Source organism: Pseudoclavibacter sp. JSM 162008, assembly GCF_041366455.1.
Classification (GTDB): Bacteria; Actinomycetota; Actinomycetes; order Actinomycetales; family Microbacteriaceae; genus Pseudoclavibacter.
This window is the reverse complement of the sequence record NZ_JBEWYX010000003.1, coordinates 63,791-86,328: the sequence shown is the minus strand read 5'-3', so window position 1 is coordinate 86,328 and position 22,538 is coordinate 63,791. Positions and strand designations below refer to the sequence as shown.

Here is a 22,538-nt window from a genome sequence, read left to right as displayed (position 1 = left end):
GTCCGACGTCGACGAATGAGCCGAGTGCTACGGCGTGGGCATGCCGCCGTTCACGTTGAGCGTCTCGCCGAGCACGTAGCTCGACTCGGGTGAAGCCAGGAAGACATACGCGGGCGCGAGCTCTGCTGGCTGCCCCATGCGCCCGAGCGGTGTGTCCTCGCCGAACTGCTCGACCTTCTCCGGCGGCTGGCCGTCCGTGACCTGGAGGGGCGTCCAGATCGGGCCGGGAGCGACCGCGTTGACGCGGATGCCCTTCGGCGCGAGCTGCTGCGCGAGGCCCTTGGTGAAGGCGTTGATGGTCGCCTTCGTCGATGCGTAGTCGACGAGGATCGGAGCCGGCGAGTAGGCCTGGATCGACGTGGTGTTGATGATCGTCGACCCCGGGGGGAGGTGCGGGATCGCGGCCTTCGAGATCTCGAACATCGCGTACACGTTGACCTTGAACGTCTCGTCGAACTGCTCGCTCGTGAGCGTCGTCAGGTCCTCGTTGTAGATCTGCTTCCCGGCATTGTTGACGAGGATGTCGAGTCCGCCGAGCTTCGCGACGGCAGCATCCGCAAGGCCCTTCACGTACTTCTCGTCGGTCAGGTCGCCGGGCAGCTGCACGACGTTGACCCCAGCGTCCTGGGCGATCGCGGTGATGCGGTCTGCATCCTCCTGCTCTTCGGGCAGGTAGGCGAGAGCGACGTCTGCACCCTCGCGGGCGAAGGCGATGACGGTTGCCGCCCCGATGCCGGAGTCGCCGCCCGTGACGAGGGCGCGGCGGCCCTTGAGTCGGCCGGAACCCTCGTAGGTGCTCTCGCCGAGGTCGGCGGTGTCGCGGAGCTTCGCGTCGAGTCCCGGCTCCGTCTGGTCGTCGGAGTTCGGCTCGATCTCGCTGTAGAGCTTGGTCGGGTCGGTGAAGGTGTACTGATTGGCCATGTTCGACTCCTGTTCGTTCGGTTGATCGTTCGTGGGTGAGGGGAAAGCGAGTCCGCGCGAAGCGGATGACGCTCAGATGGTCGCTACCGAGCCCGCGTCGACTCGGTAGTTCGAGCCGTTCACGAAGGAGGCTCGGTCTGAGCAGAGGAAGGTGATGACGGATGCGACTTCGTGGGCCTCCCCGCGGCGGCCGAGCTCCATGTACGGGCGCTCCTCGTCGAGGAACGACTCGATGGCCTCGTCGAAGCTCGTGCCGAGCTCGTCGGCGCGCTTCTTCATCATCGCGTCAGTCATGGGCGTCGCGATGAAGGCGGGGGACACCGCGTTCACGAGCAGTCCCTCGGAGGCATAGCTGCGGGACAGCCCCTTCGAGAGCGCGAGGATGCCCGCTTTGGCCGCGCAGTAGGGCAGCTCGTCGTCGTACGGCTGGACCGCATCCTCGGAAGCGAGGAACACGATGCGCCCCCAGCCGCCCTTGCGGAGCGAGGGGAGGAACTGGCGGACGAGGCGGACCGGCCCGAGCAGGTCGATCTCGACGGTCTTGGTCCAGCCCTCGTCGTCGATCTCATGGAAGAGGCCCTGCGCGCCTGTGATGCCGGCGGACTGGACGAGGATGTCGATGTCTCCGACGTGCTCCTGCACGAAGCCGTGGAGTTCCGCGAGATCGTCGAGCTTCGTGATGTCGGCGGCGTACGAGTGGAGGCGCCCCTCGGGTGCGTCCAGTTTCGCCGCGGCCGCCGCCAGCGACTCCTCGTCGCGGTCGCTCAGGACGACGGTCGCGCCCTCTTCGAGGAGCTGCTTCGCGGTCTCCCAGCCGATGCCGGAGTCGCCGCCCGTGATGAGTGCCTTCTTGCCGGTGATGCCTAGATCCATGTCTTCTTCCCGTCTGCGATGTTCGTGTGGTGTGCGGTGCGGTCGAGTTGAGGATGGAGACGTCAGAAAGCACCGGTGGTCTGCCCGAAGACAGACGCGGCGCGCCCGCGGCCCATGCCCTCGACGGCGAAGATCGACCCGCTCAACGGGGAGTCGACCAGGTCGCGTTCCGTGAGGTTCTCGCGCGCCGTGCCGACGAAGAGGGTCGACAGGGCTTGACCGCCGAAGGCGACGGACGTCACGTTCGGGGCGGGAACGCTCAGATCCCCGAGGGGGTCGCCGTCTAAGCTCCAGTGCGCGACGCTCCCGGCTCCGTAGATGCCGTTCCAGAACGAGCCGTCGACAGCGCGTGCGAGACCATCCGAGTTGCGACCGTGGATGAACGGCTCGAGCTCGCCGAGGTCCTCGGGGCCGGGTCCGTACGCTGCACGGTAGATCGTCTGCGTCGAGGTGTCAGTGACGTAGATGGTGTCGCCCGAGTCGCTCCACTCGAGGCCGTTGGTCGTGTGGAACCCGCCCAGCAGCATCCGCACCGTTCCTTCGGCGTCGAACGTGTAGAGCGCGCCGTCTGGGGCCGTCGAGGTCATGTTCATGGAGCCGACGACGAAGCGGCCGAACGGGTCGACCTTGCCTTCGTTGAAGCGGATGCCACCGTGCGAGTGCTCGACCGAGGCGAGGGTCTTCGTGAGGCGCCCGTCAGCGTCGAGCTCGACGATGCGGTCCTGGAGTGAGGCGACGAACCCGCCGCCCGCGGCTGGCTGGATGGCGCTCACCGGAGCCGGGAGCTCGGCGATCCGGTCGTCGCTGCCGTCCCTCGCTCCGTCGATGCTCCCCAGGTGGAACGTGCCCTCGGTGATGTCCACCCAGGCCAGGTCCTCCGTTCGGGCGTCCCACCAGATGCTCTCCACGAGCACGGAGCGCAATTCGCGAAAGAGGGTCGGCTCACCGGTCATCACGGGCCTCCTTCGGCACCAGGTCCTTGATCATGAGGGCCGCGTTGACGAGCGCCAGGTGACTGAGTCCCTGTGGCAGGTTGCCCCAGAACGCTCCGTCGCCTGCGGCGATCATCTCGGCGAGCAGGCCGACGTCGTTGGTCTGCGTCACGAGGTCGTCCATGGCTGAGACCGCTTCTTCGTGCCTGCCCACGCACGCGAGTGCGGACACCCGCCAGAAGGCGCAGGCCACGAACGTGTGCTCCTCCGCTGAGACGCCCGAGTACCGGTGGAGCAGCGACCCCTGGCCGAGCTCCCGAGTCAGGGCGTCGATGGTGGACGACATCCGCTCACCTCGATCGAAGCCGCTCGGCGCATGCAGCAGCACCGAGGCGTCGAGGCGGTCCGTCCCGGGGTGCATGACGTAGCTTGCGAGGTCCTCGGACCAGCAGTGCTCGTCGGTCCAATCGTGAATCCGGTCGCGTTCCGCCTTCCAGCGTGCGGCGTCGCCGTTGATGTGCGAACCCTCGGCGAGCGCGATCGCGTCGGTCAGCGCCTGCCAGCACCCCATCTTCGAGGACGTGTAGTGCTGCTCGTCCCCGAGCTCCCACATCCCCGCATCGCGGCTGCGCCACTCGTCGCACACCTTGTCGGCGACCTTGGCGAGCAGGCGCGCAGTCTCGACATCCAGCAGATTGCCATCGTCGACGTAGGTGCGGCTGATGGCGATGAGGTCGCCGTAGATGCCCAGCTGGAGCTGGCCCTGCGCGGGGTTGCCGGAGACGACGGGGCCGATGCCGCGCCAGCCCGGCACGTCGTATTCGACGACGCCGGCGCAGGTCGAACCGCCGAGCGAGTACATGACGAGGACGTCTGGCCCCTGCTCGCGGATGGTCCGGAGCAACCAGGAGATCGCAGCGTGCGTCTCCTCCCGAAGTCCGAACCAGGTCAAGGAGTGTGCCGTGTAGGCGAGGTCACGGATCCAGGCGAAGCGGTAGTCCCAGTTCTTGCCGCCAGCGGGGTTCTCTGGCAGAGAGCTCGTCGCGGCGGCCGCGATGGCACCGGTCGGGCTGTGGATGAGGAGCTTGAGGGCGAGAGCGCTGCGCTGAACCTGCTCGGACCACGGACCCTCGTAGGAGAACTCATCCGACCAGGTCAGCCAGCTGTCGATCGTCCGGTCGATGCCCTGGTCGACCTTCGCCGGGTCTGGCACCCGGAGCGGCTCGCCTTCCGTCGCTGTCAGGACGAGGAGGTGCCGTGAGCCCACGGTGGTGGTGAAGTGGCCGTGGAGTTCGGCGGGGTCAGCGCTGGTCGGGTCGGAGGAGGCCGGGCCGTGGTCTGAGCCGACGACGGCCATCGACAGCTGACCGCAGCGGATGATGGTGTGCTCGCCAACCCGGTCGAGCCACGGGGACTTGGTCCCGAGCATCGTTCCGGGCGAGATCTGCCAGGTGAACTCGACGGATCCGTCGAGCCCCTCCACACGACGCGCGAACTCGGCCCAGGGGAGGCGTCCGGCGACTCCCGTGACCATGGCGTCCGTGACACGGGCGACGCCGCCGGCGGTCGTGAAGGTCGTCTCCAGCACGTTCGTCTTCTCGATGTAGCGGCGTGAGGATTCGTAGGCCTCGCGTGGGACGAGCTCGACGGATCCGCCTGTCTCCTCGTCGAGGATGCGCGCGAAGACGGGTACGGAATCGAGGTTCGGGAGGGGCAGCCAGTCGACCCGACCGTTCGGGGCGACGAGGGCGACGGTGCGGCCGTCGCCGAGGGCGGCGTAGTCGCGAAGGGGGAGTCCGGGGGGAGTCTTCGTCATGAGGGTGACGACGCTACGGGACGTCCCGGCTGACTCCGTGGGAATTTGCTCCGCGTGCCTGGGCGTCTGTCGGTACTCGTGAGCGCGCGTGATAACTGGGTTGCGGGACCGGTGTCAACCCTCCCGGGGACTCACGGTCGAGGTGCGTAGCGTGCCACGTTCGGGCCATGTGTCGGCTCCGTTCGATGGACATCCGGAAGGAGAGCACGTGTCTGAACGCTTCCAGGGCATCGACGTCGATCCCGGATTCTGGGATGGTTCGTCCGCACTCCTGGCGGCGGCTGGCTCGTGCAATGGAGTCGCTGCGCCGCTCATCGACGCCCTGCGCGCTTCGCCCTCGCCGCCGGTTCCCGGCAACGGCAGGACGCGGTCGCTGTTCGGCTTGCTCGCCAGCTTCGGCGCGCTCGACCTGACGGCCGCCCGAGTCATCGAGCCGCATTTCGACGCGGCGGCCATCATGGCCCAGTCCGGTTCCTCGATCGACCCCGGGACGAGCTGGGGGGTCTTCGCCTCCGCCTCGCCTGTCGAGGTCCGGTGGGAACCGGAGTCGGCGCGCGACGACAGCCCACCGCGTCGCGCGACCCTCTCGGGAACGAAGCGGTGGTGTTCCCTCGCGTCGAGCCTCGACCGCGCGCTCGTGACGGCGTCGGACCATCACGGCGAGTGGATGTTCGTGCTCGACCTCAGCCAGGACGCCGTCAGTCCTCATGAAGGGGGCGCGCCCCTCACCGGCCTCAGCGGGGTGCCAAGCGGACCGGTGGAACTCGATGCGGCGTCAGCGTGGACCGTCGGCGACGGTGCCGACTGGTACACCTCGCGTCCGGGCTTCGCCTGGGGTGGCATCGGCGTCGCGGCCGTCTGGTTCGGTGCCGCAGTTGCGCTCGGTCGGTCGCTTCAAAGCTCGGCGAGCTCTCGTGAGCCGGACCAGCTGGCGTGCGCCTGGCTCGGGGAAGCCGACCGCCTGCTGCATGGCATCCGCGTGCAGCTGGAGGACGCGGCCGACCGCATTGACGCGGGGACGGCGGACTGGGGGCTCGCGCAGCGAGTGCGCGGGAACACGGCGAGCGGATGCACACGGCTCCTCGCGATCTGCGGGGAAGCGCTCGGACCGGCACCCCTCGCATTCGATCCCGTCCACGCCAGGCGCGTCGCGGACCTGACCATGTACCTCCGGCAGCATCACGGCGCGCGCGACGACGCGGCCCGCGGCCGGTCGCTCTCCGACGCGGTTCGGGCAGAGCACGATGCGTCGCCCGGGGGAGGAGCCTCGTGATCGGGGCCGCGCAGCCTGCGTTCACGCACCTGCGGGGCGGAACTCCCGAAGCTGCCTGGCTGGAGGCTGGCGTCACCGGCTTGCCGAACCTTGATCCTGAGCTGTTCGCGCCGTACCGCGGAGCGGAGACGTTGCTGCTGGTCGGCGCGGCGCATCCCGACGACGAGTCCCTCGGCGCCGCAGGACTCGTCGTCTCCGCGCTCGCCGTGGGCGCCGATGTGAGCGTGCTGCTGTGCACCAGGGGTGAGGCCTCCCATCCGGGGTCGCAGAGCGTCTCCAAGCAACGCCTCGGCGAACTCCGACGGGCTGAGTTCGAGGTCGCTCTCCGCGAGCTGCACGAGGGTGCGGCGGTGATCGCCCGCCAGGCTGGACGTTCAGTCGGTCGCCTCGACCTCACCGAGCTCAGACTGGCTGATGGGCAGCTGTCGAGCGCCGTCGACGAGATCGTAGCGGCCGCAGGATCGAGGCTGCGCGACGGCCCGGAGCGGCGGCTGATCGTTGCTGCCCCGTACCGGCGGGACGGGCACGCCGACCATGACGCCGTCGGCGAGGCTTTGGCCCGAGCTGCTCTCGGCACCGGTGCGGTGCTGCTGGAGTTCCCGATCTGGTTCTGGCACTGGGCAGACCCGGTGACGGATACGGAGTGGCGCCACTGGCGGAGCCTCCCGCTCGCTCGTGAGGCCGCCCAGGCGAAAGACCGCGCCATCTTCGCCCACGCGTCCCAGGTGCGTCCCCTCTCCGACGCTGCAGGCGACGAGCCGGTGCTGAGCCACGCGCACCTGCAACACTTCCGGCGTGACCTCGAGGTCTTCCGGGTGACGGCTTCCGCCACCCGCGACTCCGGCTCCGCGCGCGGGGCCTTCGACGAGGTCCACGCTGCTGCCGTCGACCCGTGGGAGCTTCGCTCGAGCTGGTACGAGCGGCGCAAGCTCGACGTGCTGCTCGCGATGCTCCCGGCCGAGCGCTACGAACGGGCACTCGAGATCGGCTGCTCGATCGGCGAGAGCACGTCGAAGCTCGCGGGCCGGTGCTCCCGGCTCCTGGCCGCGGATGCGAGCACTGAGGCGTTGAGGCTCGCCGAGGAGAGGCTGACGGGCAGCGAACATGTCGAGTTGGTCCTCGCGACCCTCCCACGTGACTGGGCCGCGCTCGACGTGGCGGATGGGCAGCTGGACCTCGTGGTGCTCTCCGAGACGGGCTACTACCTGGCCGAGGATGAGCTGTGCGAGCTCATCACGAGGTCGCGTCGGGCGCTGGCCCCGGCGGGAGTGCTGGTGCTCTGCCATTGGCGTGGTCCCATCGTCGGCTGGCCGCTCGACGGAGATCGCGTCCACTCGCTGACCGCCCGTCTCGGTATGCGCCGCCTGGCCTCCTACTCGCAGGAGGAGACGCTGATCGACATCTACGAGAACGGGAACGACGCTGGGAGTTCCTGCTTCGCCAGCCCGTCCATGACTGCGACGGCGGCCTCGGACGTCGACAGCGGCCGACGTTCGGAAGAGTCCTCGTGAGCGTCGCGTCGCGACCACGAGGCGTCGACGAGGATGCCCGCATTCGCGACGTGCGCATCGTCGTCCCGGCACGCGATGAGGAGCGCACACTCGAGACCTGCCTCACTGCGCTGACCGCAGCGATGGACGCCCTCGGCAGAGTTCAGCGAGACTTCCACGTGCGGGCTCACGTCGTGCTGGTTCTCGACTCATGCCGCGACTCGAGCCTCGAGATCGCAAAGCGCGCCGCGGACCGCGATCCCCGCATCCACCTGATCGAACGTGCGCACGGATCCGTGGGCCGCGCGAGACGCGACGGTGTCCGTACCGCACTCACCCTGTCGACAGCCCACTCGGGTGACACCCCATTCGAACTGCACACCGCCTGGATCGCCTCGACGGACGCGGACTCGGCTGTGCCGAGGGACTGGCTGGTCGGGCAGCTCGAGTTCGCCGACGACGGAGCCGACCTGCTGCTCGGCACGGTGCTCCTCGCGCGCAGCGGCGACCCCCGAGACACGGAACTCGAGACCAGATGGCTCGAGGACTACGTCTTCGAGGAGGGTCATCCCCACATCCACGCCGCGAACCTCGGTATTCGAGCCTCCACGTACCTGCAGGCCGGCGAGTACCCTCCACTGCGCGAGCACGAGGACGTCGAGCTCACCTCGGCGGTCATACGGCTCGGTGGCGTCGTGCGCTCGAGCGCCAGACATCCGGTCGTGACCTCCGCACGTACGACCGGACGCACCCCCGGAGGGTTCGCGATGTTCCTCAGCCGTCTTTGCGGTGAGGAGCAGACACCACGAGAGAATCAAGAAACGACGATCGTCAGGAGCATCCGATGACAACGACACGAGGATTCGACCACGAGGTCTACGCGGGCTACCTCAACGCGCACCTCCTTGCCTCGGAGGCTGGACTGAGGGCCTTCAAATCCGCCACTGCCACCTGGGCGGGCACGCCCCACGAGGAGACCATGCGTGTACTCGTGGCACACATCGCCGCAGACCGGCGCGACCTCAAGACGCTGATCGAAGGGCTCGGCTACCAGGAGTCCTTCCTCAAGCTGTGGCTCACCAACGGCGCTCGTCTCGCGGGCACCTTCAACCCCGTGAACATCCTTCGCCTGCGCCGTCGACCGAGCACCCAGCTCGAACTGGACATGCTCACTGGAATGGTCCGCGCCAAGCTGTCCATGTGGGAGGCGCTCATCGCGGTGCAGCCTCGCGATCCGCGCCTCGTGCTCTCCGGGCTCGAAGAGCTCCTGGCGCGTTCGCAAGCGCAGATCGATCTCCTCCAGAGCATCAGCCAAGACTCCGTGGAGGAGCGCTTCCTCGAGCAGGCCTCGAGGGACGTCAGGTCATGAATCGCCGCGCGATCGTCGTCGGCGCGGGGCCGAACGGCCTCACGGCAGCGGCGCTGCTCGCCAAGCGCGGCGTCGAAGTCGTCGTCTACGAGCGCGCCGCGAAGATCGGGGGAGCGTCCAGGTCGGCGGAACTCTTCGGCGACGGGTATGTGAGCGATCTCGGTGCCGCGGCGCATCCGATCGGCATCGCGAGCCCCGCCTTTCGAGAGCTGGAACTCGAGGCCAACGGCCTCACGTGGGTGCACCCTGACATCCCGATGGCCCATCCGCTGCCAGGCGGTCGCGCCGCGATGCTGCACCGGGACATCGAGCGGACCGCCCACGAGCTCGGCGTCGACGGGCCGGCCTGGAGGTGGTTGCACGAGCACTTCTCGCACCACCCCTTCGAGACGGTGGAGAACACCATGGGGCCGCTCCTGCGGATCCCGCCACACCCGTTCGACATGGTGCGCCTCGGAGCGCTCGGTGCGCTCCCCGCCGCGACGATCGCCGGCCTGCTCTTCCGCAGCGGAGCCGCCAAGGCGCTGTTCGCTGGCTCATCCGCGCACGCGACGCTCCCGCTGACTCACGCGCTGACCGCGGCGTTCGGCATCACCTTCGGCGCGCTCGGCCACAGCACCGGATGGCCGGTCGCCGAGGGCGGTTCGAGCAGCATCACCGATGCGCTCGCCCGGGTCGTGCTCGCGCACGGTGGCCGCATCGAGACGAACGCCGAGGTGACCGACCTCCGGGACCTGCCGGACGCCGACGCGGTGCTGCTCGACCTCACCCCGAAGCAGATCCTGCGCGTCGCGCACGAGCAGCTGGAGTCTCGGTACGCCGCCCATCTCGCCGGGTGGAAGTACGGGGTCGGCGTCCATAAGATCGACTACCTGCTCGACGGTCCGGTGCCGTGGGCGGATCAGCGCGTGACCGGTGCGGGCACCGTGCACGTCGGTGGTCGCATGCAGGAGATCGTCGCCGCGGAGCGGGCCGTGAACCGTGGCCGCATGCCCGACCGCCCGTTCGTGATGGTGACGCAGCAGTCCAACGCGGACCTGAGCCGCACCCACGACGGCAAGCAGGTGCTGTGGACCTACGCGCACGTCCCCAACGGAGCGGACCTCGACGTGCGCCCCGCGCTCGAGGCGCAGATCGAGCGCTTCGCCCCTGGCTTCTCGGAGGTCATCCGTGACCGCCGCGAGTGGAAGCCCAGTGCCCTCGAGGCCTGGAACCCGAACCTCGTTGGCGGCGACATCGGCGGAGGAACGCTCGCCGGCACGCAGCAGATCTTCAGACCTGCTCCGTCGTTGCACCCGTACCGAGCTGGCCGCCGTGGACTCTACGTCTGCTCCTCGTCCACCCCGCCAGGGGGAGGAGTGCACGGGATGCCGGGGATGCACGCCGCGCGAGCCGTGCTGCGCGATTGGTCACGCAGCCGCTGACCGCGGGCTCCGAGCGCTACGGTGGATGCATGCACCCACCCGTCACCGGCGTTCAGCACCATCTCGAGAATGGGCGTGTCCGCGTCGCGGTCGGCACCGTCGCGGCGGTGCTTCGATCTCTCGACGTCGACGGCGTGCAGCTGGTCGAGGACTTCGGCGACGACGTCCTCCCGCCGTTCGGGGCCGGCATCACCCTCTTCCCGTGGCCGAACCGGGTCCGCGATGGCAGATGGAGCTTCGGCGGCAAGACTCAGCAGCTCGACATCACGGAGCCGAGCAAGGGCAACGCGTCGCACGGCCTGCTCCGAAACACCGAGTACGCGGTCCTCGACACCGATTCCTCGAGCATCGAGCTGGGGGCGACGGTCTACCCCCAGCACGGATGGCCGTTCACCCTCCGACATTGCGTTCGGTATCGGGCGAGGCAGGACGGACTCGAGGTCACGCACACCGTCGCCAATCTCGGGGCGCAGGACGCGGTGTTCGCGGTTGGCGCGCATCCGTACTTCCGGCTGGGCGAGGAGCCCATCGGGGACCTTGTGGTCACGTCCGACCTGACCGAGCGGGTCCTCCTCGACGACCGCCTGCTCCCTGTCGGCACGGAGCCTGTCGTCACCGGAGGCGAGTTCGACCTGACATCGGGACGCGAGCTTCGGGAGCTCGACCTGAACTACGCGTTCAAGGTCCGCCCGAGCGGCGAGAAGACGCTGGTCACTCTCTCGTCCCGGTCGGGCGCCCGACTCGAGTTGTGGGGCGACGACGACTTCCGGTACGTCCAGCTCTACACGCCGAGCGACTTCCCTCGTCCCGAGGGGCACCATGGCGGTACGGGCCTCGCATTCGCTGCGGAGCCCATGACGGCACCACCGGACGCCCTGAATTCCGGCACCGACCTCATCCGGATCGAACCGGGCGGGGTCTGGACAGCCTCGTGGGGAGTCACGTTCAAGAGATAGCGGAAGCCTGCCTGCACGGCTGCCGCTGCCGTCAGATGCCGGAGCCTGAAGACCGTCGTACGACGAGGCGCGGCTCGATGAGCAGCTCATGCGGCCGCGAGTCGTTACCGGCCTCGTTCGATGAGCCAACGCGCCGCCTCGCGTCCGATGACGCCGTTGTGCGGGTCAACTGACGTGAGGGAGACCCCGGCTATCGACGCGAGGAACGAGTTGTCGTACCCGGTGAGCGCCACGTCCTCGGGGGTCAGCCCCCGCTCATCGAGAGCACGCTGCACGCCAAGGGCTGCGAGGTCGTTCGCCGCGATGATGGCTGTCGGCGGGGTCCCGCGAGACAGCAGGCTGGTCGCGGCGACGTAGCCGCCGAGTTCGGTGAAGTCGCTGTCCTGCACGTGCACGTGACGCGCGAGCCCGTGCGTGGTCATGGCTTCCTCGTACGCCTCCGCTCGGCTGCGACCGACGGCCGTCACACCGCCGAGGTGCGCGATATCGCTGTGCCCGAGGCCGGTGAGGTGCTCGACGAGGAGGGCGAGGCCCTTCCTGTCATCGGTTCGCACGCTGCCCGCGTTCGGAAGGCCCTCCGCCAGGCCCGAGGCCACGACGACCGGCCGGTCCTCGGCGAGCGATCCGAGTGACGTCACATCCGGGAGGGAACCCGCGATGAGGACGCTTCGGGGACGCAGGTCGCTGAGCGTCGCGATCGTTCCCTCGTTCAGCCGACGAACAGTCCCGGATTTCGGCAGCACGGCGGTTGTCATCAAGCCGCGGCGCCCTGCCCGGTCGAACTCCAGGCTCGCGGCGTCGATGATCTCGGCGAAGACCGGATTCACGGGGTCGGCGACGAGGATGCCGATGAAGTCGCTCATGTTCGTCGCGAGGGAACGGGCGAGCAGGTTGGGGCGGAAGCCGAGCTCCTCGGCGGCCGCGAGAACGCGCCCCTTGCGAGCTTCACTGACCTTCTCCGGGTCGCTGTAGACGAGTGACACCAGAGACTTGGAGACGCCAGCGACCGCAGCCACATCGCGGATGGTCGAACGCTTCGCGGGATTCGCGACAGGGCCGCGCTCTTGTTCTGACAAGACGTCTCCTGGGGGAAACTCTGATAGGAGGACTCCCGGGGGAAGGAGCAATGAACTGCTCACTCTACGCGGAAAGTCCAGTGGTTGGCCGCATCACCGCGGCTAGGATCGCCCTATGGTGACCCGACTGCGCGACGTGCTGGAACTTGCCGAGAGAAGCTGGCCAACCGCGGGGGCGGAGGCCTGGGATTCGGTCGGACTGGTGTCCGGTTCGCCCGAGGCGGCCATCACCCGAATCCTGCTGGCGGTGGATGCGACGCAGATCACCGTCGGCGAGGCGGTCGATACCTCGTCTGACCTCCTGCTCGTGCATCACCCGCTGCTCCTGCGCGGTGTCACGACCGTCGCGGAGACGACCGCGAAGGGGGCACTCCTCGCGACCCTCATCCGAGCCCGGTGCGCGTTGATCGCGGCCCACACCAACGCGGACGTCGTGGAGACCGGGACCTCCGCCGCGCTCGCCGCAGCGCTTGGCCTCGAGGGTGCTGTCCCCATCGTCGTATCGAGCGACCACCCGAGTCGCGGACTCGGCCGCGTCGGTCTCCTGCCGGAACCGATGACGCTCGGTGCGCTCGCCCGGAGGGTCGCCAGCATCCTGCCGGCAACCGCCACGGGCATCCGGGCCGCGGGCGCGTTCGACCGGGTCGTCGAGACGGTCGCACTCTGCGGAGGTGCGGGCGACTCGCTGCTCAGCGAGCCAGCAGTCGTGAGCGCCGATGTCTACATCACGAGCGACCTCCGGCATCATCCCGCGTCCGAGGCTCTCGAAGAGACCCTCGCGAGGGGGAGCGGCCCGGCGCTCATCGACACCTCGCACTGGGCGAGTGAGTGGCTGTGGCTGGATCACGCCGCGCGCGAGCTGCGGGAGGCGTTCCCCGAGGTGGAGGTCGAGGTCTCGGAGCTGCGGACGGACCCATGGGACTTCGCCATCCCGCAGTAGTCGACTCAGCGCACGAGAGCGCGCCCTGTGCGGGCAGCGCGCGACTTCACGACAGAATGAGAGCACTATGAACGTCATCCAAGACATGAACACGGGCCAGGCATGAAGGCCAGCGAGGCGGACCAGCGGCGTCTGCTCGAACTCGCCGACGTCGACACGAAGCGTCGACGGGTGCAGCACGTCGCGAAGAATCTGCCGGAGCAGCATCACCTGAACGCCCTCGATGAGGAACGGACGCAGCATCGCGCGGAGGTCGTGCGGTTGCTGGGCCAGCTCGAGGATTCCCGGAGTGAGCTCAGCAAGATCGAGTCGGATGTGGCGACTGTGGAGGCGCGTCTCAAACGAGACGACGAGCGCCTGCAGGGCGCATCGAGCCGCAAGGACATCGAGGCGCTGCAGCGCGAGATCGAGGTGCTCCAGCGTCGTCGCTCGATCCTCGAGGACGGCGAACTCGAGGTCATGCAGCGCGTCGAAGAGCAGACCGCCGCTCACCAGGCAGCGCTCGAGTCGCAGCGCGGAGTCGAGGAACGCGCGACCGAGCTCACCGTGCTGCGGGATGCCGCCCGCGACAACTTGAAAGGCGAGTATCGAGTGCTCGCCGAACAGCGGGAGAGCGTGCTTGCCACGCTCCCGAGCGATCTCGTGGCGCTCTACGAGAAGCAGCGGGAGCGGTACGGGGTCGGCGCGGCCGAGCTCATCGGCATCATCACGACCGGCACGAACGTCGCGCTCGATCGGCCGGAGCTCGAGAAGATCCGCCGCGCCGCGCCGGATGACGTCGTGATCTGCCCGGATTCCGGTGCGATCCTCGTGCGCACGGAGAAATCCTCGCTCTGACTCGAACAAGTCGCGCGCCCGCCGTTGAGTTCTGACATACTCAGTGGTGGAGCGCCGACGGCGTCGCTTGAAGTGAAACGCATCGTTGCTCCTCACCTATTACCACGGATCGTCCGGCACGTACCTGCCGGTAATGAGGGAGTACTCCTATGGCAACTGTGACCTTTGAAAGCGCCTCGCGCATCTACACCGAGGGCGCTCGCCCAGCGGTCGACAGCTTGGACCTCGAGATCGACGACGGAGAGTTCCTCGTCCTCGTCGGCCCGTCCGGCTGCGGCAAGTCGACATCGCTCCGCATGCTCGCAGGCCTCGAAGAGGTGAACCGCGGACGCATTCTCATCGGCGACCGCGACGTCACGCACCTCCCTCCCAAGGACCGCGACATCGCCATGGTGTTCCAGAGCTATGCGCTCTACCCGCACATGACCGTCGGCGAGAACATGGGCTTCGCGCTCAAGATCGCCGGCATCAACAAGGAAGAGCGTGCGAAGCGCGTCCTCGAGGCCGCCAAGATCCTCGACCTCGAGCCCTACCTCGACCGCAAGCCGAAGGCGCTCTCGGGTGGCCAGCGTCAGCGCGTCGCCATGGGCCGCGCCATCGTCCGCAGCCCCCAGGTCTTCCTCATGGATGAGCCGCTCTCGAACCTCGACGCGAAGCTGCGCGTGCAGACGCGCACGCAGATCGCGAGCCTCACCCGCCGTCTCGGCGTCACGACGGTCTACGTCACGCACGACCAGACCGAGGCGCTCACGATGGGCGACCGCATCGCCGTGCTCAAGGACGGCGTGCTGCAGCAGGTCGGCACACCGCGTGAGCTCTACGCGAAGCCGAAGAACGTCTTCGTCGCCGGCTTCATCGGCAGCCCGTCGATGAACATCTTCGGTGCCGACCTGACCTCCGAGGGCGTCCGCTTCGGCACCGACGTCATCCCGCTCGAGCGCGCGACGCTGGCGAAGCTCAAGTCGGGCACCGCGACCGTCGGCGTTCGCCCGGACGACATCATCATCTCGCGTGAAGAGAAGCCCGGCCTCAAGGTCGAGGTCGACCTGGTCGAGGAGCTCGGCGCCGAGGGCTACCTCTACGGCCACTCGATGATCGACGGGAAGCGCACGGACATCGTCGCTCGCGTCGACGGTCGCAGCCACCCCGAGGTCGGCGAGACGATCTACGTCACGACCGACAACGACCACATCCACATCTTCGACCCGGAGACGGAGCAGCGCATCAGCGGTGCGCTCACGGAGGCCATCCGCCTCCAGGAGGCGAACGACGCTCTCGCGAGCGGCGCGGCTACCAGCTAGCACTCCTTCGAAAGCACGGAACGCCCTCCGCAGATCTCGCGATCTGCGGAGGGCGTTCTGCTGTCCGTATCCACCTGCGCGCCGCCGTCTCCCTGCGCCGCGGTCCTCCCCGCGGTTCGGATGCAGCGCGGAGACGCGCGCCGCACACGAAGGAGGGGGAGCCTCGCGGCTCCCCCTCCTCGGTGTTGCTGGCACGTGATGTGCCGGCGGGGTTCTACCCCTTTGTGGATCCAGCCAGGAGGCCGCGGACGAAGTATCGCTGCAGCGAGAAGAACACGATGAGCGGAACCAGGATGGACAGGAACGCGCCGGCTGTGAGCAGCGGCCATTCCTGACCGCGGGAGCCCGTGATCTCGGCGAGCAGCTTCGTCATCGGGGCGACCGCACCGTCGGCGAACACGAGCGCGACGAGCAGGTCGTTCCAGACCCAGAGGAACTGGAAGATGCCGAACGAGGCCACTGCGGGCAGCGTCAGCGGGACGATGATGCGGAAGAAGATCTGGCCGTGGCTCGCGCCGTCGACCCGGGCCGCTTCGATGACCTCACGCGGAATCTCTGCGATGAAGTTGTGCAGCAGGAAGATCGCGAGCGGCATGGCGAAGATCGAGTGGGCGATCCATACCTGCGCGAATCCGGCGTCGGCGCCGAACGCCGCGATGACGGGGACGCCGAAGATCTCGCCGCGAGCGAAGAGCTGCAGGAGCGGGACGAGCGCCATCTGGATGGGCACGACCTGCAGTGCGAAGACCAGGATGAACAGCCAGTTCTTGCCCTTGAAGTCCATCCAGGCGAACCCGTAGGCGGCGAGCAGCGCGATCGCGAGCGGGATGACCGTCGCGGGGAGGGCGATCACGATCGAGTTGAGGAAGGCCTGCGCCATCGTCAGCTGCGTGTTGCCCGATGCGAGCACTTCGACGTAGTTGTCGAAGGTGAAGCCCCAGTTCTCGAAGATCGTCCACCAACCGGTGCTGACGACCTCCGCCTTGGGGCGGAACGAGGAGACGAAGAGCCCGAACGTCGGGATGGTCCAGATGACGGCGATGGCGATCGCCGCGACGGTCGCCCATCGACTGGTGAGATTCTTCTTGACCTTGCCGCTTGTGCTCTGCTCGCCTCGCGCAAGCTGCTCCGCCGTCTTGGTGTCGACGGGAAGTTCGACTGGAACGATGGCGCTCATCGGATCTCCCTCTGCTTCTTCATCTGGTTCGCGTTGTAGATGATGATCGGCAGCACGAGGATGAACAGCACGACCGCGAAGGCGGCCGATCGTCCGGTCTCGAAGGTCTTGAACTGCGTGTACATCTCGTTGGCGATGACGCTCGTGTCGTTGGCGCCTGCGGTCATCGTGCGAACAATGTCGAAGACCTTCAGCGACGCGATGGAGATCGTCGTCACGACGACGACGAGCGACGAGCGGATGCCGGGAACCGTGACGTTGATGAAACGCTGCCACGGGTTGGCGCCGTCGAGCGAGGCGGCCTCGATCTGGTCCATCGGCACGCCCTTGATGGCCGCTGACAGCACGACCATGGCGAAACCGGTCTGCACCCAGATCAGGACGATGATGAGGAAGAACGTGTTGAGCGGCGACTCGGCCAGGAAGTCGTACGGCTGTCCGCCGAACCAGACGAGGATCTGGTTGAGGAGGCCGATCTGGTCCTGGTCTGCGGGCCGTGCCGTGTACATGAACCGGAAGATGATCGACGCGCCGACGAACGAGATGGCCATTGGCATGAAGACGAGCGCCTTCAGGAACTTCTCGCCGCGCGACTTGTCGATGAAGACCGCGTAGGCGAGGCCCGCGACCGTCGACAGGATCGGCGTCACGACGACCCAGATGATCGTGTTGAAGACCGTCCGGAGGCCGCTCGGCTGCGTGAAGATCCAGATGAAGTTCTCGAGGCCGACGAAGTCACCGGCCTTGTTCGTGAACGCCTGCCCGGTCGTCTGGATGCTCGGCACGATGAGGCCGACGACGACGAGGATCAGGGCTGGGCCGAAGAAGCCGATGAGACCGATCAGGTAGCCGGCGCCTTCACGCGACCGGCTGTCGAGCCAGAAGAGGAGCGCGCCGAGCACGATGGCGATGATGGCCGCCCACGTGTAGGTGCCGAGGATGAAGACGAGCGCGACCGGGACTGCGATGCAGACCACGAGACGGAGCACCGTGTACTTGGTGCCGGGACGAGGAGCGAGCTCGACGAAGTAGACGATGAGCGCGACCACCGCGAGGAACGCGATGATGACGATCGGGACTTGCAGAAATGGTGGCAATTGAGCCAACCACGTGAAGAAACTTGCCATGGTGACCTTCCAGGGTGGCAGACAAGCACGTTCGTTCGCGGGGGACGACGTCGTCCGTGCGGTGGAACTCGTGTGGAGCACCCGGCGGACGCCGGGTGCTCCACACGAGTGCTTAGCTGGAGGGCCAGCCGGATTCGATCTGGGTCGTCACGGTGTTGACGTCCGTGCCGTTGATCCAGTCGATGATGCCCTTCCAGAACGTACCTGCGCCCACTGCCGACGGCATGAGGTCAGAGCCGTCGAAGCGGAAGGTCGTCTCGGGGTCCTGAAGGATCTGGATGGACTCCTGCAGGATCGGGCTCTTCGCGTTGGCAGGGTCGAGACCCGTGTTCGCGCTGATCACGCCGCCGAGTGCGACGCGGCTGTTCGCCCACTCCGGGCTGGAGAGGTATTCGAGCACCTTGACTGTGTCCTCGTCCGAGTTGAACGATCCGACGATCTCGCCGCCACCGGTGACAGCCTGCTCCTTGCCCTCTGCGGGGGGCGTCATGAAGGCCCAGACGTCGCCGTCCTCACCCACGGTGCCGCCGGCCTCGGTGATGAAGCCGTCGTAGAAGGAAGCCTGGTGGTGCAGTGCGCACGTGCCGTCGACGAGCTTGGGGGCCACGTCGCCGAATGCCGTCGAGTTGATGGAGCGAACGTCACCGAAACCTGCGTTGACGTAGTCGGGGTTCGTGAGGATCTTGCCTGCCTCTTCGAACGACGCCTGGATGCGCTCGTCGGTGAAGGGGATCTCGTTGGCGACCCACTGGTCGTACACCTCGGGTCCGTGCATGCGGATGACGAGGTCTTCGATCCAGTCGGTGCCGGGCCAGCCGGTTGCCGCGTCGGAGCCGAAGCCCGCGCACCAGGGCGCGGTTCCCGTCTTGCCCTGGATCTCACCCGTCAGCGTGACGAGCTCTTCCCACGTCTTCGGGACCTCGTAGCCGTTGTCCTTGAAGAACTTGGGGGAGTACCAGACGAAGCCCTTGAGGTTCGCCATGAGCGGTGCGCCGTAGACGGTGCCGTCGTAGGACGAGTACGTCTTCCAGTCCTCGGACCAGTGCTCTTCGAGGTTGCTAACGACGCCCTCGGGTGCTTCGTTGAGCAGTCCCGTGCTGGCGAGGTCGCCCATGAGGCCAGGCTGCGGGAAGATCGCGACATCGGGCGGCGTGCCACCCTGTGCGCGCACGGAGATCTGCGTCTCGAACTCCTTGGAGCCCTCGTAGACGATCTCGATGCCGTTCTCCTCCGCCCAGCCGGACCAGGACTCCTCGAGGAGTTCTGCTTCGGCGTCAACGATGGTGCCGTAGATCGTGACCTTGTTGTCACTGGGGGCACCTGCGTTGTCCTGCACGCCGGGTCCGCCTGAACAGGCGGTCAGACCCAGACCGGCGACTGCGAGTGCGGCAACCGCTGTTGCGGCGCGCCGCTTCGTGAATGTTGTCATTGAACTCCTCCTTAAGTCCTTGACTGCGAGTGAACCGCCGTTACGGGCCGTCATTGCCCGGATTCGCTGCGAGAACGCGGCGGTTCGTGCACAGCATTCCAGAGATCTGCGTGTGGAAATGCCGTGCGCTTTTGGAGCGTACACGAACATATGAGTTCATCCACGCCGTTCACTAAGTCGTTATCAAGCGATGTCCCGCGCGGTGGGAAGTGCCTCGGCCTGCGCCGAATTTGTTGTCTGACACGACGATGCCAGCTCGCTTGCGAGTGCCGCGGCGTCGCGACGGTTCGCAGGCACGTCCAGGGCGGTAGCATGGCACGTGAGTAGGTCGACCAGGCGGTCGCGTCATGGGAGACCATGCCGAGGAACGTCCGGGCTCCACAGAGCAGGACGGTGGGTAACGCCCACCCGGGGAAACCCGCGAGACAGTGCCACAGAAAGCAGACCGCCCCGCCGCCGCTTCCTTCGAGGAGCGGGACGTCCTCCGGGACGCAGGGGTAAGGGTGAAAGGGTGGGGTAAGAGCCCACCGGGTGCCTGGTGACAGGTGCCGCACGGTAAACCTCGTCCGGAGCAAGGCCATACAGGGGATGACGACGCTGCTCGCCGAGTCCCCGGGTAGGCCGCTAGATTCGCGCGGCAACGTGCGAGCGAGAGAGATGGCCGCCCCCGACGCAAGTCGGGACAGAACCCGGCGTATCGGTCGGCCTGCTCACCTCAGCTTGGAGACAGGAGGCCGGGGGCGACGCGTCGCCCCCGGCCTCGTGTCGTGGAGAGCAGCCCTACACCCAGTGCTCTGCCGCAAGGCACGCGGATCCGACGATCCCGGCGTTGTTCATGAACTCTGCGACAACGATCGGCGTCTCCACATCGATGTAGTGGAGGAACTCATCGGCCTGCTTCGAGATGCCCCCGGAGACGATGAACACGTCGGGGGAGAACAGCGCTTCGAGCTGGCGGTAGTAGGGGGTGAGGCGGGCGCCCCACTCCGCGAACGAAAGCTCCTCGCGCTCCCGAACCTTCGACGAGGCGTACTTCTCGTAGTCGCTGTGCTCGCCGATGCTGATGTGGCCGAGCTCTGAGTTCGGGAACAGGTGGCCGCCGTAGAACATCGCCGTGCCGATGCCGGTGCCGAGCGTGGTCATGATGACGCTGTCGAGCCTGCCGTGCGCGACACCGAATCGAACCTCGGCGATGCCGGCCGCATCCGCGTCGTTGGCGAGTGCGACCTCGCGGCCCACAGCTTCCGAGAACGCCGCGCGTGCCGCGAAGTTGATCCACAGCGGTGAGATGTTGGCGGCGGATCGGGTCACGCCGTGCTTGACGATCGCAGGAACGCTGATGCCGACCGGCACGTCGGTGTCGCCGTCGAGGTCCTTCGCCCAGATCTTCCGGACGATCTCCATGGTCGCGTCGATGACCTCGCGGGGGTCCCCACCGACCGGCGTCGGGACCTTCCGCCGCTTGGAGAGCAGCTCTCCCGTTCGCAGGTCGACAAGCGCTCCCTTGATGCCGGTCCCGCCGATGTCGATGCCGATGGCCTTCGTGGCTCTGCTCTTCCCCATGCCTGCGAGCATATCGGGCGCGCAGGCCCTGGCCCTTCTGTGCCGTGGGCGTCAGGCGGTGGGAACCGTGAGCAGGCGCGCACCGTCGGCGGTCACCACGACGGTGTGCTCCCACTGCGCGCAGCGGGACCCGTCGGCGGTCACGACCGTCCATCCGTCATCCCAGAGACGCCAGTCCGACGTTCCGAGCGTGAGCATCGGCTCGACCGTGAAGACCATGCCCTCTTCGATCACGGTCGTGTACTGGGGAGCGTCGTAGTGCGGGATGATGAGGCCGGAGCGGAAGGCCCCGCCGACCCCGTGACCCGTGTAGTCCCGGACGACCCCGTAGCCGAACCGGCCCGCGTACTTCTCGATGACTCGGCCGATGATGTTGACCTGGCGACCCGGCTTCGCGGCGGCGATACCGCGCATCATGGCCTCGTGGGTTCGCTCGACGAGCAGCCGCGACTCTTCATCCACCTCACCGACGAGGTACATGCGGTTCGTGTCGCCGTGCATCCCCTCGAAGTAGGCGGTGATGTCGACGTTGAGGATATCGCCCGATTCGAGCCGCGTGTCGTCGGGGATCCCGTGGCAGATGACTTCGTTGAGCGAAGTGCAGCTCGCCTTCGGGAACCCGCGGTAGCCCAGCGTCGATGGGTAGGCGCCGCGGGCCGTCACGAAATCGTGGGCGATGCTGTCGAGCTCGTCCGTCGTGATGCCAGGTACGACGTGCTGCTCCAGGTGCTGGAGCGCGTCGGCGGCGATGGCCGATGCTCGAGCGATGCGTGCAACCTCGTCCGGTGTGTACACGTCACCACCGGTCCACGCGTCCGGTGCCTGCTTGCCGACGTACGGCGGGCGTGCGATCGAGGAGGGAACGGATCGGACTGGTGCGCTTGGGCCGGGCGTGAGGAGTCCGGTTCTCGGGTCTTTCGGCATACGCTTGAGCCTATGACCGATACGCATGCACAGGAATTCTGGTACAACTCGCGCACGGGAGAGGTGGAGGTCGGAAAGCAGTCCCTCGGCTCCGAGCTCGTCGGCCCGTTCACCTCCGAGGCGGAGGCCAGGCGCGCCCCCGAGAAGCTTCAGGAGCGCGCCAAGGCCTGGGCTGAGGAGGAAGCCGACGAGGACCGCTGACTCACACCTCCGTCGGTTGGTCGACGGGGCTAGCTGGTCTGGTCTTCGAAGCTCTCGGCGGCAGAGGGGAACGCGCCGGACTTGACCTCGTCGCGGTACGCGGAGGCCGCATCGAGCAGCGTCGTGCGAAGGTCCGCGTACTTGCGGACGAATCGCGGAACGCGCCCGGTGCCGAGGCCCATCGCGTCAGTCCAGACGAGGATCTGCCCGTCGCACTCGGCACCGGCGCCGATGCCGATGGTGGGGATCTCGAGTTCTCGCGTGATCTCGGCGGCGAGCACGGCCGGCACCATCTCGAGCACGACGCTGAAGGCGCCAGCATCCTGCACGGCTCGTGCGTCCGCGCGCACGCGCTCAGCGGCGTCGCCCCGGCCCTGCACGACGTGCCCGCCGAGACCATGCTCGCTCTGGGGCGTGTAGCCGATGTGCGCCATGACCGGGATGCCCGCCTCCACGATGCGCTTGATGGTCGCGTGCGATCGCACGCCGCCCTCGAGCTTCACCGCCTGCACGCCTGCTTCCTTCATGAAGCGGACCGCCGTGTCCAGCGCCTGCTCCGGTCCGCGCTCGTAGCTGCCGAACGGGAGATCTGCGACGACGAGGGCTCGCGACACGCCGCGCGCGACGGAGCGCGCCATGGGAATCAGCTCGTCGACCGTGACAGGAAGCGTGGACGTCTCGCCGAGCACGGTCGTCGCCGCAGAATCGCCGACGAGAAGGACGTCGATGCCGGCTTCGTCAAACACCGCAGCGGTCATGGCGTCGTAGCTGGTGAGCGCGGTGATGCGCTCACCAGCGGCCTTGGCCGCCTGGAAGTGTCGAATTCGGACTCGCTTCGGTGCACTGGCCTGAGACATGCAGGCCATCATACGGCGGGGCGGGCTCAGGCCCAGTAGCCTATGGGGAGGC

The 22,538-nt window shown here is 67.5% G+C and carries 21 protein-coding genes and 1 other RNA gene; 11 read left to right on the top strand and 11 right to left on the bottom strand.

The window, feature by feature from the left end; all coding sequences use genetic code 11:
- Positions 1 to 27 precede the first annotated feature (27 nt).
- From ABVF28_RS03195 to ABVF28_RS03180, 4 genes are all read right to left on the bottom strand, one after another.
- Positions 28 to 921, bottom strand: a complete 894-nt coding sequence (locus tag ABVF28_RS03195) for an SDR family oxidoreductase (protein ID WP_179556626.1) — start codon at positions 919 to 921, stop codon at positions 28 to 30.
- A 72-nt stretch (positions 922 to 993) separates the two neighbouring features.
- Positions 994 to 1,794: an SDR family NAD(P)-dependent oxidoreductase gene (locus tag ABVF28_RS03190; RefSeq protein WP_371029458.1), complete on the bottom strand. Its 801-nt coding sequence runs from the start codon at positions 1,792 to 1,794 to the stop codon at positions 994 to 996.
- A gap of 62 nt (positions 1,795 to 1,856) precedes the next feature.
- Entirely contained in the window at positions 1,857 to 2,747 is an 891-nt protein-coding gene (locus ABVF28_RS03185) for an SMP-30/gluconolactonase/LRE family protein (RefSeq protein WP_371029457.1), read from the bottom strand.
- A complete protein-coding gene (locus ABVF28_RS03180; protein WP_371029456.1) occupies positions 2,737 to 4,542 on the bottom strand; it encodes a glycoside hydrolase family 15 protein in 1,806 nt (601 codons plus the stop codon). Before ABVF28_RS03180 ends, ABVF28_RS03185 begins: the two co-directional genes overlap by 11 nt.
- Positions 4,543 to 4,750: 208 nt before the next feature.
- Between ABVF28_RS03180 and ABVF28_RS03175 the strand changes: the two genes are divergently transcribed.
- Genes ABVF28_RS03175 through ABVF28_RS03150 form a run of 6 tightly spaced genes read left to right on the top strand, consistent with a single transcriptional unit; the run spans position 4,751 to position 11,054 of the window.
- Entirely contained in the window at positions 4,751 to 5,815 is a 1,065-nt protein-coding gene (locus tag ABVF28_RS03175; RefSeq protein WP_181026977.1) for an acyl-CoA/acyl-ACP dehydrogenase, read from the top strand.
- The gene (locus ABVF28_RS03170) at positions 5,812 to 7,326 is read left to right on the top strand and encodes a PIG-L family deacetylase (protein ID WP_371029455.1); all 1,515 of its coding nucleotides are present in this window, start codon (positions 5,812 to 5,814) and stop codon (positions 7,324 to 7,326) included. Before ABVF28_RS03175 ends, ABVF28_RS03170 begins: the two co-directional genes overlap by 4 nt.
- Positions 7,323 to 8,153, top strand: coding sequence for a glycosyltransferase family 2 protein (locus ABVF28_RS03165; protein WP_371029453.1), 831 nt, complete (start codon positions 7,323 to 7,325; stop codon positions 8,151 to 8,153). The genes ABVF28_RS03170 and ABVF28_RS03165 overlap by 4 nt, the downstream gene beginning before the upstream one ends.
- Positions 8,150 to 8,674 (top strand): hypothetical protein, encoded by a 525-nt coding sequence (locus ABVF28_RS03160; RefSeq protein WP_104312049.1) that lies wholly within the window; start codon positions 8,150 to 8,152, stop codon positions 8,672 to 8,674. Before ABVF28_RS03165 ends, ABVF28_RS03160 begins: the two co-directional genes overlap by 4 nt.
- Positions 8,671 to 10,098 carry a phytoene desaturase family protein gene (locus ABVF28_RS03155; protein ID WP_371029452.1) on the top strand — a complete coding sequence of 476 codons (1,428 nt, stop codon included), beginning with the start codon at positions 8,671 to 8,673 and terminating at the stop codon, positions 10,096 to 10,098. Before ABVF28_RS03160 ends, ABVF28_RS03155 begins: the two co-directional genes overlap by 4 nt.
- Positions 10,099 to 10,127: 29 nt before the next feature.
- A complete protein-coding gene (locus ABVF28_RS03150; protein ID WP_371029451.1) occupies positions 10,128 to 11,054 on the top strand; it encodes an aldose 1-epimerase family protein in 927 nt (308 codons plus the stop codon).
- A gap of 104 nt (positions 11,055 to 11,158) precedes the next feature.
- Here the strand turns inward: ABVF28_RS03150 and ABVF28_RS03145 are convergent, their stop codons facing one another.
- Positions 11,159 to 12,130 (bottom strand): LacI family DNA-binding transcriptional regulator, encoded by a 972-nt coding sequence (locus ABVF28_RS03145; protein WP_371029450.1) that lies wholly within the window; start codon positions 12,128 to 12,130, stop codon positions 11,159 to 11,161.
- Between the two features lie 115 nt (positions 12,131 to 12,245).
- Here ABVF28_RS03145 and ABVF28_RS03140 point away from each other — a divergent pair, with 115 nt between their 5' ends.
- From ABVF28_RS03140 to ABVF28_RS03130, 3 genes are all read left to right on the top strand, one after another.
- Positions 12,246 to 13,070, top strand: a complete 825-nt coding sequence (locus tag ABVF28_RS03140; RefSeq protein WP_371029449.1) for a Nif3-like dinuclear metal center hexameric protein — start codon at positions 12,246 to 12,248, stop codon at positions 13,068 to 13,070.
- Positions 13,071 to 13,172: 102 nt separating this feature from the next.
- Positions 13,173 to 13,907 (top strand): zinc ribbon domain-containing protein, encoded by a 735-nt coding sequence (locus ABVF28_RS03135; RefSeq protein WP_104312044.1) that lies wholly within the window; start codon positions 13,173 to 13,175, stop codon positions 13,905 to 13,907.
- A gap of 149 nt (positions 13,908 to 14,056) precedes the next feature.
- On the top strand, positions 14,057 to 15,208 hold the full coding sequence (locus ABVF28_RS03130; protein WP_104253354.1) for an ABC transporter ATP-binding protein: 1,152 nt from the start codon (positions 14,057 to 14,059) through the stop codon (positions 15,206 to 15,208).
- A gap of 214 nt (positions 15,209 to 15,422) precedes the next feature.
- On the opposite strand, the gene ABVF28_RS03125 is transcribed toward ABVF28_RS03130, so the two are convergent.
- The 3 genes from ABVF28_RS03125 to ABVF28_RS03115 all read right to left on the bottom strand — a co-directional run bounded on the left by ABVF28_RS03125 (position 15,423) and on the right by ABVF28_RS03115 (position 18,941).
- Positions 15,423 to 16,385: a carbohydrate ABC transporter permease gene (locus ABVF28_RS03125; protein WP_104312043.1), complete on the bottom strand. Its 963-nt coding sequence runs from the start codon at positions 16,383 to 16,385 to the stop codon at positions 15,423 to 15,425.
- A complete protein-coding gene (locus ABVF28_RS03120; protein WP_179556637.1) occupies positions 16,382 to 17,512 on the bottom strand; it encodes a carbohydrate ABC transporter permease in 1,131 nt (376 codons plus the stop codon). The genes ABVF28_RS03125 and ABVF28_RS03120 overlap by 4 nt, the downstream gene beginning before the upstream one ends.
- Positions 17,513 to 17,624: 112 nt before the next feature.
- Positions 17,625 to 18,941: an ABC transporter substrate-binding protein gene (locus ABVF28_RS03115; protein ID WP_371029448.1), complete on the bottom strand. Its 1,317-nt coding sequence runs from the start codon at positions 18,939 to 18,941 to the stop codon at positions 17,625 to 17,627.
- A gap of 324 nt (positions 18,942 to 19,265) precedes the next feature.
- Between ABVF28_RS03115 and rnpB the strand changes: the two genes are divergently transcribed.
- An RNA gene (rnpB, locus tag ABVF28_RS03110) (RNase P RNA component class A) lies at positions 19,266 to 19,654 on the top strand.
- 67 nt (positions 19,655 to 19,721) lie between these two features.
- Here the strand turns inward: rnpB and ppgK are convergent.
- Together ppgK and map are read right to left on the bottom strand one after the other, a co-directional pair.
- Positions 19,722 to 20,504: a polyphosphate--glucose phosphotransferase gene (gene ppgK / locus ABVF28_RS03105; RefSeq protein ID WP_179556638.1), complete on the bottom strand. Its 783-nt coding sequence runs from the start codon at positions 20,502 to 20,504 to the stop codon at positions 19,722 to 19,724.
- Positions 20,505 to 20,555: 51 nt separating this feature from the next.
- A complete protein-coding gene (gene map / locus ABVF28_RS03100; protein WP_371029447.1) occupies positions 20,556 to 21,428 on the bottom strand; it encodes a type I methionyl aminopeptidase in 873 nt (290 codons plus the stop codon).
- Between the two features lie 12 nt (positions 21,429 to 21,440).
- Here map and ABVF28_RS03095 point away from each other — a divergent pair, with 12 nt between their 5' ends.
- Entirely contained in the window at positions 21,441 to 21,629 is a 189-nt protein-coding gene (locus tag ABVF28_RS03095; RefSeq protein WP_104312039.1) for a hypothetical protein, read from the top strand.
- Positions 21,630 to 21,658: 29 nt separating this feature from the next.
- On the opposite strand, the gene panB is transcribed toward ABVF28_RS03095, so the two are convergent.
- Positions 21,659 to 22,486, bottom strand: a complete 828-nt coding sequence (gene panB / locus ABVF28_RS03090) for a 3-methyl-2-oxobutanoate hydroxymethyltransferase (protein ID WP_371029446.1) — start codon at positions 22,484 to 22,486, stop codon at positions 21,659 to 21,661.
- Positions 22,487 to 22,538 lie beyond the last annotated feature (52 nt).

What these genes read in the sequence shown, in the direction of transcription:
- ABVF28_RS03195 (WP_179556626.1), bottom strand. Translation starts at nt 921, where the DNA reads ATGGCCAATCAGTACACCTTCACCGACCCGACCAAGCTCTACAGCGAG.
- ABVF28_RS03190 (WP_371029458.1), bottom strand. Translation starts at nt 1,794, where the DNA reads ATGGATCTAGGCATCACCGGCAAGAAGGCACTCATCACGGGCGGCGAC.
- ABVF28_RS03185 (WP_371029457.1), bottom strand. Translation starts at nt 2,747, where the DNA reads ATGACCGGTGAGCCGACCCTCTTTCGCGAATTGCGCTCCGTGCTCGTG.
- ABVF28_RS03180 (WP_371029456.1), bottom strand. Translation starts at nt 4,542, where the DNA reads ATGACGAAGACTCCCCCCGGACTCCCCCTTCGCGACTACGCCGCCCTC.
- ABVF28_RS03160 (WP_104312049.1), top strand. Translation starts at nt 8,150, where the DNA reads ATGACAACGACACGAGGATTCGACCACGAGGTCTACGCGGGCTACCTC.
- ABVF28_RS03155 (WP_371029452.1), top strand. Translation starts at nt 8,671, where the DNA reads ATGAATCGCCGCGCGATCGTCGTCGGCGCGGGGCCGAACGGCCTCACG.
- ABVF28_RS03150 (WP_371029451.1), top strand. Translation starts at nt 10,128, where the DNA reads ATGCACCCACCCGTCACCGGCGTTCAGCACCATCTCGAGAATGGGCGT.
- ABVF28_RS03140 (WP_371029449.1), top strand. Translation starts at nt 12,246, where the DNA reads ATGGTGACCCGACTGCGCGACGTGCTGGAACTTGCCGAGAGAAGCTGG.
- ABVF28_RS03135 (WP_104312044.1), top strand. Translation starts at nt 13,173, where the DNA reads ATGAAGGCCAGCGAGGCGGACCAGCGGCGTCTGCTCGAACTCGCCGAC.
- ABVF28_RS03130 (WP_104253354.1), top strand. Translation starts at nt 14,057, where the DNA reads ATGGCAACTGTGACCTTTGAAAGCGCCTCGCGCATCTACACCGAGGGC.
- ABVF28_RS03125 (WP_104312043.1), bottom strand. Translation starts at nt 16,385, where the DNA reads ATGAGCGCCATCGTTCCAGTCGAACTTCCCGTCGACACCAAGACGGCG.
- ABVF28_RS03120 (WP_179556637.1), bottom strand. Translation starts at nt 17,512, where the DNA reads ATGGCAAGTTTCTTCACGTGGTTGGCTCAATTGCCACCATTTCTGCAA.
- ABVF28_RS03115 (WP_371029448.1), bottom strand. Translation starts at nt 18,941, where the DNA reads ATGACAACATTCACGAAGCGGCGCGCCGCAACAGCGGTTGCCGCACTC.
- ppgK (WP_179556638.1), bottom strand. Translation starts at nt 20,504, where the DNA reads ATGGGGAAGAGCAGAGCCACGAAGGCCATCGGCATCGACATCGGCGGG.
- map (WP_371029447.1), bottom strand. Translation starts at nt 21,428, where the DNA reads ATGCCGAAAGACCCGAGAACCGGACTCCTCACGCCCGGCCCAAGCGCA.
- ABVF28_RS03095 (WP_104312039.1), top strand. Translation starts at nt 21,441, where the DNA reads ATGACCGATACGCATGCACAGGAATTCTGGTACAACTCGCGCACGGGA.
- panB (WP_371029446.1), bottom strand. Translation starts at nt 22,486, where the DNA reads ATGTCTCAGGCCAGTGCACCGAAGCGAGTCCGAATTCGACACTTCCAG.